The organism is Clostridioides sp. ZZV14-6387 (assembly GCF_020657835.1).
Taxonomy (GTDB): Bacteria; Bacillota; Clostridia; order Peptostreptococcales; family Peptostreptococcaceae; genus Clostridioides; species Clostridioides difficile_A.
The window spans coordinates 155,712-167,521 of record NZ_JAGWCW010000005.1 but is presented as its reverse complement, the minus strand read 5'-3'; the positions used below and the strand labels follow the sequence as shown (position 1 = coordinate 167,521).

At 26.7% G+C, this 11,810-nt stretch carries 13 protein-coding genes; 7 read left to right on the top strand and 6 right to left on the bottom strand.

The genetic code is table 11. The annotated features are described in order from the left end of the window. Positions 1 to 595: 595 nt before the first annotated feature. The 5 genes from KGF38_RS05070 to KGF38_RS05050 form a co-directional block, all read right to left on the bottom strand. Positions 596 to 1,465, bottom strand: a complete 870-nt coding sequence (locus KGF38_RS05070; protein ID WP_227832248.1) for a Nif3-like dinuclear metal center hexameric protein — start codon at positions 1,463 to 1,465, stop codon at positions 596 to 598. 99 nt (positions 1,466 to 1,564) lie between these two features. Then, the gene (locus KGF38_RS05065) at positions 1,565 to 2,032 is read right to left on the bottom strand and encodes a VOC family protein (RefSeq protein ID WP_074179141.1); all 468 of its coding nucleotides are present in this window, start codon (positions 2,030 to 2,032) and stop codon (positions 1,565 to 1,567) included. 351 nt (positions 2,033 to 2,383) lie between these two features. Beyond that, positions 2,384 to 2,773, bottom strand: a complete 390-nt coding sequence (locus tag KGF38_RS05060) for a BlaI/MecI/CopY family transcriptional regulator (protein WP_054269201.1) — start codon at positions 2,771 to 2,773, stop codon at positions 2,384 to 2,386. A gap of 1,054 nt (positions 2,774 to 3,827) precedes the next feature. Next, positions 3,828 to 5,234, bottom strand: a complete 1,407-nt coding sequence (locus tag KGF38_RS05055; RefSeq protein WP_074179140.1) for a sensor histidine kinase — start codon at positions 5,232 to 5,234, stop codon at positions 3,828 to 3,830. A gap of 42 nt (positions 5,235 to 5,276) precedes the next feature. Next, positions 5,277 to 5,984, bottom strand: a complete 708-nt coding sequence (locus KGF38_RS05050; protein WP_054275911.1) for a response regulator transcription factor — start codon at positions 5,982 to 5,984, stop codon at positions 5,277 to 5,279. A gap of 162 nt (positions 5,985 to 6,146) precedes the next feature. Between KGF38_RS05050 and KGF38_RS05045 the strand changes: the two genes are divergently transcribed. The 7 genes from KGF38_RS05045 (at position 6,147) to KGF38_RS05015 (ending at position 11,173) form a co-directional block, all read left to right on the top strand. Continuing rightward, on the top strand, positions 6,147 to 7,070 hold the full coding sequence (locus KGF38_RS05045; protein ID WP_407811868.1) for an ABC transporter ATP-binding protein: 924 nt from the start codon (positions 6,147 to 6,149) through the stop codon (positions 7,068 to 7,070). Then, the gene (locus KGF38_RS05040) at positions 7,070 to 7,831 is read left to right on the top strand and encodes an ABC transporter permease (protein ID WP_054275910.1); all 762 of its coding nucleotides are present in this window, start codon (positions 7,070 to 7,072) and stop codon (positions 7,829 to 7,831) included. Before KGF38_RS05045 ends, KGF38_RS05040 begins: the two co-directional genes overlap by 1 nt. Before the next feature lie 11 nt (positions 7,832 to 7,842). Continuing rightward, complete coding sequence (locus KGF38_RS05035) at positions 7,843 to 8,580, top strand: ABC transporter permease (RefSeq protein ID WP_074179138.1); 738 nt, start codon at positions 7,843 to 7,845, stop codon at positions 8,578 to 8,580. Between the two features lie 320 nt (positions 8,581 to 8,900). Next, entirely contained in the window at positions 8,901 to 9,077 is a 177-nt protein-coding gene (locus KGF38_RS05030; protein WP_153885125.1) for a hypothetical protein, read from the top strand. Positions 9,078 to 9,155: 78 nt separating this feature from the next. Next, the gene (locus KGF38_RS05025; protein WP_074179137.1) at positions 9,156 to 9,863 is read left to right on the top strand and encodes a hypothetical protein; all 708 of its coding nucleotides are present in this window, start codon (positions 9,156 to 9,158) and stop codon (positions 9,861 to 9,863) included. A gap of 396 nt (positions 9,864 to 10,259) precedes the next feature. Continuing rightward, entirely contained in the window at positions 10,260 to 10,772 is a 513-nt protein-coding gene (locus KGF38_RS05020) for a GNAT family N-acetyltransferase (protein ID WP_207644668.1), read from the top strand. Between the two features lie 131 nt (positions 10,773 to 10,903). After that, a complete protein-coding gene (locus tag KGF38_RS05015; protein ID WP_074179136.1) occupies positions 10,904 to 11,173 on the top strand; it encodes a DUF3795 domain-containing protein in 270 nt (89 codons plus the stop codon). 169 nt (positions 11,174 to 11,342) lie between these two features. On the opposite strand, the gene KGF38_RS05010 is transcribed toward KGF38_RS05015, so the two are convergent. After that, positions 11,343 to 11,588, bottom strand: a complete 246-nt coding sequence (locus tag KGF38_RS05010) for a helix-hairpin-helix domain-containing protein (RefSeq protein ID WP_054269192.1) — start codon at positions 11,586 to 11,588, stop codon at positions 11,343 to 11,345. Between the last annotated feature and the right edge of the window lie 222 nt (positions 11,589 to 11,810).

Here is an 11,810-nt window from a genome sequence, read left to right as displayed (position 1 = left end):
CATTTTGGGATAGTTACTTTAATGAATAATCATCCTCTTTTTTTTAGATAACTACTTTTTTAAAATAACCACTTTGTCTAAACAACTATTTTTTTATGTCTTTTTAAATAACTACTTTGATAAGCAGTCATGTTTTGATACTTAATAAGTTTTAATTACTTCTACTTTAATCTATATACTAATTAACTTATTTAATTTAGTGTATATTTGACACTTTACCTTTTATTATACCATTTATTCTCATAAATATAATAATTCTATTTTTTCAAAATAAATATTTATAATAATCCGAAATAAATATTTATAAAATCTAATTAATTGTAAATAATATCAGAAAAAATATCGAAAAATAAACATTATAAATAGTAATTGTAAGTTTGTTTCTAAATTCATAAGACTATAATCAACTGTAATATTGCCAAGTATTATTACGAAATATCTACCTAAAAGAGCATAAAAATAAGCAGTCAGTAAACATAAACTTTTACCAACTGCTTGCTTTTATTGTTTTATATACTATTAACTTTATATACATCATACATTATTAATTCTACATATATACTATCAAGCTTCTATATATTCTATAACTTATATCCTATAAATCTTCTAAATAATTTTTTCCTTCCAAGAATTCTGCTTCTATCCCTAGTTTTTTAAAATAATTAACCATAGACATACAGGCAAATTTTTCTGTAGAGTAATGAGTAGCACCTATAACATTAATTAAATTATCCTTTGCTATTCTATGGAACTCTAATGCTGGTTCAAAATGCTTTAAAGGTTTAGTAAATCCAGTTATATATAAATTTATACCAAGTTCAGCAACTTCACTTGCTACAAATGGATAGCTTCCTCCTCCTGCTGCAATAGCAACTAGACCATCTTTTAGTTCCGATTCTCCATAATCATACAATTTCACATCATGACCAACAGTTTTTTTAACTAGCTCTTTAGTCTCTTCAATTGATTTTAAGGATGTCTTACATATAACTCCTACCTTGATTTTATCATCATACTTACAAAATGGTTCGACGATTTCTAAACCTAGAGCCTTTGCAAAACTGACAGAAGTTGAATATTCACTATAATTGTCTAATGGAGAATGTAACACATAAAAAGATATTCTACGATTTTTCATTTCTTCCATATAAGATAATGGTATGTCGTGAAATGGGAAACCTTCATCTGATGCTATATACTCCATTGCATGATGTGAAAAAATCAAGACATCTTTTTCATCTTTATCTATAATCTGCTTAATTATGTATTTATCAGGAAAAGTAGTTGTATATACTTTATTGATTTCTTTGGCATTGTCTAGTACCAAGCCTATGTATTTTGTTTTAAATTCTGGAGTAATAAAATCATTGTCAAAATTCATAAAACTCCAATCGTCATCAATATTTTTAATATCAAACTCCAATGCTAATTTATTATAAAGTTCAACTGCTTTAATAATAATCACTCCTTTTCAATAATATTTGACTGATACGTATTGAACATAAATTTATACAATTACATTATCATCTTACTTAAAATTTAATAAAATAAAACATAAAAAATATTATTTAGTACTTTCACACTGCTTTACAAATTCAATTGGATGTTGAATTATCTTAGAAGTTTCTTCTACAGAATAGCCTTCAGATAAATACCTTCTAGCTATGACTTCCATAGACTCTCCTATCTCAATAATATGCTTATCAGGGTCATAAATACGGACTACTCTCTGTTGCCACTCATGTTTTAATGGCTGATGAACAAACTCTATATCTTTATAAGAATTTAATTTTTCAATAAACTTATCAAAATCATCAACTTCAAAATAAAGCTCCATATTATTTGATTTTCGTACAATTGTATCTGGATTAATCCCTGTAAGCCATGCAAAATCTTCTTGTATAGCAAACCCTCCACTAAATGTTACATTTTTACCTAAATCTAATTCAACTTCTTGTTCAAATAGCTCTTTATAAAACTTTTTTGACACTTCTACATCATTTACTGCTAATAATGAAACTTGATATTTCATAAGTTCTCCTCCTGATTTTTAGTACGCTTTTATTTTATCAATATTTTTATTATTTATTATATCAGTTTAAATACGAAAACTGCATGTCATATTTGTAAAACTTATATAATACATTCTAAAAATTAGTATTTTGTATTTAAAAAGCTACCTCAATTACACTTATCTAGTTTAAGTAGAGGTAGCTTTTTTAAATTATCAGAATATCAATTATTAGTTTACGCTTATATTTAATCTGATTTGGATTTATATTGTAATCTTATTATAGATTTTATCTATATTACTTAAGTAGTCACATAGATTATATAAATACACCATATGTCTCAGATTGATAATCTAAAGAAATATGTTAATCTATACTTTTTTTTCATTTTTTTGTAGACTCTTTATCCATTCTTCAATAAATAATAGCTCATCTTTACTCAAATTAACATTATCATGTAATGATAACAATAAGCTTTTCATAGAGGAATCATGAACATTTTTAAAGAACTCTCTTGTTTCAACATTTATATATTCTTTTTCTTTAATTAAAACTTCATAATGTGTATATTTATCTACCTTTTGAGAATTTAGAAATCCTTTTACTACCAATCTAGATAAAAGAGTCAAAGTCGTTGTTTGCTTCCACTGATATTTTTGCTCCATCCCTAAAACAATATCTTTTGATGTTACTTTGGAATCTAGTTTCCATATAAATTTCATTATCTTTAATTCTGATTGTGGCAACTTTTTTATAGGCATAATAAACCTTTGCTACTCAGAATACAGACAAGCAATCTCCGTAATAAATTTTTTCTATTAAAAAATCTTATACTGATTTATATAAACTTGATTTATAAGATATTTTTAAATCTTAAATTTAGCTATTTGTACACAGTAAATATATATAAATAGTGTCAAATTTCTTTTGTGTTATATTGCTTAATTTTATGAAATATTTTGTACTCAGCTATCTATTTTTGGATACTTGTCCAGTAGCTCTCCTTTCTTTTGTATTTTTTAGTTTTAAATATTTGTATTTCAGCAAATCTCATTTCCTTTAGTCTTTGGCTTCTTAACTTTTAAACCTTCAAAAAATAATGTCTCTTCTAATCTTAAGACTATAATTTCAGTTTCAATTAAAAAATTTTATATAATTGTATTTGATTACTTTAGCAGTTTTTTTATTTGTATCTTAACTTTTTCAAATCATTACATTAATTATGTTATAAATAATTAATATATTTCAACATATATATACATTTATGTAAAATATATATGGAAATAACACAAAAAACTCTACTTTAGTAGAACTTTAGGACACAAATTATGACAATTAAAAATACTTCTCTTTTTTTAAATAAATAAGTATGTTATAATAGATTCAAAATAATTGTATAAAGACTATGACAATTACACAAAACATCCTATAATTAAAACCTTCTTCAGCATCTCATTATGTTTTTCTTAAAATTAAAAAACACTATACTCTAATTCTATTTTAGTAGAATTTTTTTGTCAATAATAATATTAAATATTAGGTAAAAAATGGTAAAAAATATAAAAAAAAGGAATTATATAAAGAGTTTAACAACCTTACAATAATCCCAAAATATTATTTCTATGAAAATTTTGATACCATAAGTAACTAAGCTTTAAGCGCATAAAACAAAAGTTACTCTTTATTTAATAAAACTTGACAAGAAAAGAATTTATCATTATTCTACTCTAATAGAGTTTCTTTGTCAATAAAGAATAAACTTATTTTCAAAATATTTTCATTTTTCATTCTTATCTATTATTATTTTATAAAATTTTACTTAATCAAAGGTAATTTTAAGATTGTTTTTATTCCTTGACAATCAATACTTGTGATATCTAGCTTACCATCATGTGCATTGATAATGCCTGCAACAATCAAAAGACCTAGACCATGATTTTGACCTTTAGCATATGCTTCACTTAATCCATTTTGAGCTTTTAATAAATAATTAATCTTCTCTTGACTCATTCCTTTTCCATCATCTTCAACAATTATATAGCAAAAATCCAAATCCGATTTAGAAATCACCTTTATATTACATCCTTGCTGGTTATGAGTTATACTATTTTGTATTAAATTACTAATAGCTCTCTTTAACAATTTTTTATCTGCATTGATAGTAATATCTTCATTCAATATATCAAGCTCTATATAAAAATCATTATCCAAATTATTATTTATAAATTCAGAAACGAGCTCTCTCAAAAACACAGAAACTCTAATCTTGTTACAATCTAATGGTTGCATATTATATTCAAGTTTAGACACCAAATTAAGGTCATTTACCAATTCTCTAATCTTAATGCCTTGATTACATATGATAGATGCTTGCTCCTGTTCTCTTTGAGAAAGGCTACTACTTTCTTCAAGTTCTCCAGAGTATCCAATTATCATTGAAAGTGGTGTTCTTATATCATGGGATATTCCTGCAATCCAGTTAGTCCTAGCTTCTTCTTTTTTTCTAAGTCTTTCATTCTTCATTTGCAACTCTTTAGATACAGTATTAATAGATTTTGAGATATCACTCAGTATTCCTTTTTCTTGGAGAACTACTGGCTCTCCCTTTGACATAAGCTTTATACCAGTAATAATTGGCTTTATAGATTTGACCATTTTAAATCCTATAAATGAAGCTAGTAAAAATGTAATTATTGCATTAAATAAAAGCATACCTATTATTAGCATAGGAAATTGACTTATTTCATCAATAGTATAGGTAAGGTTAAATTTAGTATACTTATCCTTTGGATACCCTGTTACTAAGGTTCCACTTGGATGTTCCCATACATACACAGGATAATCTTTTAAAAAGAATCTTGAAAACTTAGCTACATCCGTCAAAGTATAATGGCTTGGGATTTCTTTTGGCAAATCAAAGCCCCATACCCTATCTCCATTGTTATCAATTAGCATTGCCCAGACTTTATTACTATGTAAAACTTCCTTACTAGAATCATCTAGAGTAAACTTTCCATCTTTTAAGATTACTTTATCCTCAAGCATCATCAAAGTTGCTCTTATTTCCTTACTCTCACTTGCATTCAAATCACCAGAATATTTAGATACAAATGTCACATATGAAAATGCAAATAAACCTAATATATTTAATATAATAAAAAGTAATGAAATCAAGATACTTGAACCTATAAATCTCCTTAATATATACTTTATACTATCCAAAATTAAATCACTCCTCTTGACTTCCTTCATTCTTATCTAAAATTAATTAATCATCAACTTGTATCCAAGACCTCTTACTGTAAGAAGATGTTTAGGAGAAGATGGAGTATTTTCTATCTTTTCTCTAACTCTTCTGATATGAACCATAAGAGTATTTTCATATCCATACATATCATCTCCCCAAATAGCTTGACACAGTGAGTCACTGGTAACAATTCTACCTTTATTTTCATACAACTTTAAAAGCAATGAATGCTCTTTAGCTGTTAAAGAAATCTCTTGTCCATCTTTTTCAACACATGCACTATTTAAATTCACAACAACAGAATCTCCCAATCTAAATACTGGCAACTCCTCTTCTTCTATAGGAACATATACACGATTTAATATACCTATGAGTCTTAATGTAAGTTCCTTTGGTAAAAATGGCTTTACTATATAATCATCAGCCCCTAGACCTAAACCAATCAATCTATCCTCGTCTTCACCTCTTGCAGAAAGAAAAATAACGGGTATCTTAGATGTCTCTCTGATTTTTCTCATAATAGAAAAACCATCTCCATCTGGTAATACAACATCTAAAATCGCACAGTCGGGCTTTATATTTTTAAATACTCTAACAGCCTCCTCATAACTTGATGCTAAAAATATTCTATTAAACCCCTCTTTTCTTAGGATTTCATCTATCATTTTTAATAATTCTTTATGGTCATCCACCACAAGTATTTTTTTATCTTTTATTGATTCCATAATCATCACCCTTTTTTAGTATATCACATCCCTTTTTTCATGACTTTCCCTCAATGAACTATTTAAGGTTATTGTAAGGTAAACGTCAGCTATCTGAAATGTAGTCAAGTTATTATACTAATACAAGCTAAAAAAAACAATAAACACAGATTAAAAAAGGGGATGAAATATATGGAAATGATAATTAAGACACACAGACTTTCAAAGGAATACAACAAAATATTTAGGGTAAGGGATATAGACCTAAGAGTTCCAAAAGGTGCTGTATATGGCTTTCTAGGCCCTAATGGAGCAGGTAAATCTACCACACTTAAAATGTTACTTGGACTTGCAAAGCCTACACAAGGAAACATTAATATTTTAAATAAGGAGTTAAATGAAAAAAACAGAATATCGATTTTGAAAGACATTGGCTCATTGATAGAATCTCCATCATACTATGGACATTTAACAGGTCTTGAAAACATGACTATCATGCAAAAACTCTTGGACTTGCCTAAAAAAAATGTAAATGAAGCACTGAAAATAGTAAGACTAGAAAATCAAAAGGACAAAAAAGTTAGTCAGTACTCTTTAGGTATGAAACAACGTCTTGGTATTGCTATGGCTATAATGAAGTTTCCTAAATTATTAATACTTGATGAACCTACAAATGGGCTTGACCCAGCAGGAATTGAAGAGATTAGAGAATTAATAAAGTCACTTCCAGAAAAATATGGTATGACAGTTCTAATCTCTAGCCATCTTTTGAGTGAAATTGACCAAATTGCTACATCAATAGGAATAATAAATCATGGTGAACTTGTTTTTCAAGATAGCATAAAAGAACTTCATGATAGAGGTCAAAGTCATATCGCTATCAAAACACAAAACCTTATATCTTCACAGAAATTATTGAACAATAAAGGATATATGTCACTTATACAAAACGGATACTTGACTATTGAAAATTTAAACGACTCAGATGTAGCTAAAGTAAATAACATACTTGTCAATTCAAATATTGATGTGTTCAGAATAGAAGAACATAAAAAGAGCTTAGAAGATATATTCCTAGAACTTACTGGTAAGGCGGTGACTTTATAATGAAATATCTTGGTCTAGAGTTTTACAAACTTAGAAGAAAGAAACTTTTTCTTATGACATTTTTATTTGTAGTTGTTGAAATATTGTGGTGTATTATGAACTCAAATAGAACCATTACACGTAATCCAGATATGTTAAGTGGATTTGAATATTCATATATTATCATGAATTTTGTAACTCTAAATGGCTTATTCTTTCCTATTTTAATATCAATAATTACATCACGCATAAGTGATATAGAGCATAAAGGAGATACGTGGAAACTTCTAAAATCTTCTGTAGCTCCTTTAAATAGTATCTATTTCTCTAAATTCTTATGCACTACTATATTAATATCTGTATCTGTGTTAATGCAATTGTTATCTATTATACTATTTGGATGTTTTAGAGATATGATTGAACCCTTCTCTTTAATTTTACTTCTAAAATATACATTTGGAACAATACTTGTAAGTACTGCTATAATCGCACTACACCTGTGGATTGCAACTGTAATTCCAAATCAAATGATTGCAATTACATTTGGTATGGTAGGTAGTTTTATAGGTTTAACATCAGGACTATTTTATCAAGGTATTCGTAGATTATTTATATGGTCTTATTACTTGGAATTGTCACCTTTAAACTATGCATATGATAATGCCAGTGGACCATCCGTCTACAGAATTGATATGAATCTTTTAATTACTATTATAATCTTCTTAATTGGAATGTTAATTTATTATATTGGAAGAAATCATCTATTAAAAAAAGAATTATAGGAGGGGTTTAAATGTTAAGGAAAGCAGTCTTGGGAGAAATCCTAAAGTTAAAAAATTCTTTTATATGGTATGTATTGATAGCTTTACCACTTATAAGTGTCTTAATTGGTTGTGGTAATTTTTATCTAAATCAAGGTATTCTTACAAAACAATGGTATAGCTTATGGACTCAAGTTAGTCTTTTTTATGGGGAATTTTTCTTTCCTATCTTAATAGCAATCTTTTGTGCATATATTTGTAGGCTTGAACATATGAATCATAACTGGAACAATATAATGACATTACCAATCAATCTAAAAAATATATTTTTATCTAAGCTTGCAGTAATTTCAGTACTTACGGCTATTACACAAATTGTTTTTGTTATCTTTTATATAGTTGCAGGAAATATGTTTGCTTTTCCTGATAGTATCCCTAAAGAACTTACTGGTTGGATTGTTAAAGGTTGGATTATTTCTATTTCAATAGCTTCTATACAGCTATATATGTCTATTAAGATTAGAAGTTTTGCAACTCCTATTGGAATTAGCCTTTGTCTTTCTTTATTTGGTATGGGGTTACTGATAGCTAAGCCTTCTATTGGTATCTTTTTCCCTTACTCTATGCTAGGAAGTGCAATGGGAATTATAAAGCAATCTGCTTTAAGTATTAATGATACTATGGTTTCAATATGTGTTGCATTCATTACTACTCTAGTATTTTCTGAAATTGCCAATAGAAATTTTAAGAAAAATGATGTCATTTCTTAATGGTCAATATATTAGAATCAAATATATTAATAATAAGGATTTATAATAAAAACCATCTATTAAAATTCAAATATTTATTTTACCTAATTATATTTGAATTATAATTAGATGGGTTACTTATTATATATTATATTTATTTATATATTGTATATTTATTTTTGTAAAGTAATTATTATCTTAAGGTTATATAATCTTATTTTTTATCGTGATTATTTGTATGTCACCTTAAAATATTTAGTGTTAGAAAATGACTTTCATCATGTAATATGGTAAAATACAGGAGAAGCCTATATATATTTTTATGAGGAGGGCATATAAATATGTTTGCATTTGGATTTAATTTAGTAATCCTTTTATTAGTACTACTGTTAACAGTAGGTATATTTGTGGGTATTATAAAAAAAAATAAGCCAATATTAGTTACATCATCAGTTACCTTATCAATAATACTTATTACTATAATTGTAATCTGGAATCTGATTCCCGATACATGGTAATAGGCTTATTTACATAATTATAATTTAGACATAATTATATAACTCGCAAAGAGTTTTAATATTGTTTGGAGGCAATTAATGAATACTATAGATTATGAAGATAAGCAAATAACAACACTTTGGAATGAATATGCAAACACAAGAAATAGTGGCCTTAAGAAGTTAGCAAACAAAAAGCTAGACCTTATGATTGAATACATATTGACATTACCTGAAATTAAACAGAAACACTTTATTACATATATTTGCAAAGAACGTTTTGATAATAATAATATAAAAACATTCCAGCAACCTCTAGTTGTTAAGTTGATTTTTCCAATAGTCAAAGAGGCTATTTTAAATGAGGAGATGCCTTTTCTTAGATGGGGATACCAGTTAGATATTCCTATTTCTTTGAATAGTAAAGAATATATATACTACTCTTCTGAAAACATGTTAAAAGATGCTTTAAAGTTAGATAGTAAAGATATTAAATCCGTAGAATTATTATTAAATAAGTATATAGATGAACTATGGTTTGCTTCTCATCATATACAAGAAAGCGTTATTTTAAGTACTAAAGCAAATATTAAGTATGATTTAGATGAGATGGACAAGTTACTTACAAAGTATGAAGAAAACTTAGATTCATATAGTGAATACTTAAAGGAAAAGACTTATTATCAAGAGTTGTATAACTTATGGTTTCAATATGATGAAACTAATAAAAATATTTCATTCCCTGAATGGTTAGAAATTAGAGGATATAATTATTCTTGGTGTAATGTCTTTTATTATAAAAAATAATCTATACCTACTACTCTACTACTTATTTAGATGTTATGTGTTTTTTATTTAATAATTATGTACCTATCAGTTAAAGGCTATATGTTTTTTATCTAATAGTTATATGTATGTTATTTAAAAGTTGTGTGCTTTTTATTTAAGAATAATACATATGTTATTTAAAAACTATATGCTTGATATTTAAGAATAATATGTATGTTATTTAAAAACTATATGCTTGATATACTTAAAGGTATAAATGTACATAATAATATTATTATTTAAATTTATTTAATAATATACTAAAGATTTAGTGTGAAACTAACTATTATATTATATAATGAAAGTTAATTAAATATAGCTAAAAATTTATTGAATATAGTAAATAAATATTTGACCTTGAGAGGTGTAATTAAAATGATAATTAGACAGGAAAAAGAAAGTGATAAAAGTAAAGTGTATGATGTTATTAAGTCTGCCTTTGAAAATGAAGAAGTTTCTGACCATGATGAGCATAATCTTGTTAATCGTTTAAGAAATAGCGATAACTTTGTTCCAGAACTTTCAATAGTAGCTGAGTATGATGGAGCTATAGTTGGTCATATCTTATTTACAGAAATAAAAGTTGGAAATGATGTACTTTTAACATTAGCACCTATATCGGTTTCTCCTAGTATGCAAGGTAAAAAAATCGGTACAAAGCTAATTGAAGAAGGACATAAAATAGCAAAGGAAAAAGGATATAGAGGTTGTGTTGTCTTAGGTCATGACAAGTATTATCCTAAATTTGGCTATCAGGTAGCAAGTAAATTTAATATAATGGCTCCATTTGAAGTACCAGATGAAAACTTCATGGCTATAGAATTATTAGAAGGTGGGTTTAAAGGAGTCTCTGGTGTTGTAGAATATGCAAAAGAATTTTTTGAATAGTCTTTATAATTTAGTATCTCAGAGACAATAACTTTATGTGTGATATTTAGATGACTCAAAATCAATTATTTGAAGCTACAGAGTCATCTAAATTTATTTTATAATACCAGTACTAGAAAGGATGTTTGAATATGTTTGAATCAAGATGTGGTGTCTGTTGTAACAGTTGTACAAGAAAAGAGCAAGTAAATTGCACTGGCTGTCCAAATATGGAAAAGCCATTTTGGGGTGGAGAATGTAAGGTTAAAACTTGTTGTGAAGATAAGAAGCTTAATCATTGTGGTGAATGTAACACTTTCCCTTGTGATATGCTTTTAAATAAGGGTAAAGACCAAGGTTTCGACCCTATGATAAATATTGAACAGTGCAGAAAATGGCTTGAAGAAGCAGTTTCTAATTAATTATCTCAATCTATTTTGTTGAATAGTATATTTAACTAGATGGATAGATATTTAGATTGATAGATTTACATAAAATTTACAACTAAGAAAGAGTTAAATATTCGCTCTTATCAATATTTAAAACGGATTTTTAACTCTTTTATTGATTTTTAAATTTTTAAAAGTTTTTTTAATCTTTCCAATACCACCACTTTAATTTTTCTGATTCTGGATTTTCAGTTGATGCAAAATATACTGCACATCTATATACATATAACTGACATCTATCTATATGTTGTCCACACATTAAGCATTCTTTTTCATACATTTCTGTTGGATTTGCATCTTTAAGTGATTCGATTGTTGTATACCCTAACATTATTAAAGATTTTTCTGTTGCTTTCCCTACCCCTGGAATTTTTTGTAACTCACCCATAATACACCATCTTTCTGAAGTTTACTCTTCATATAAAATTTTCAGTCTCTAAAAGTTTTTCACTATTCTTTTTTTTAAGAAAATATCTTCCAGAGCATCCTATTATGTAACATTTTGATTCCATAAAATCTTCATAAGATTTACCCATATATTTTAAATTTTTTCTACTTTATCATATTATATTTATTGTATCATATTAATGATTTCCCTTAATAAATATAT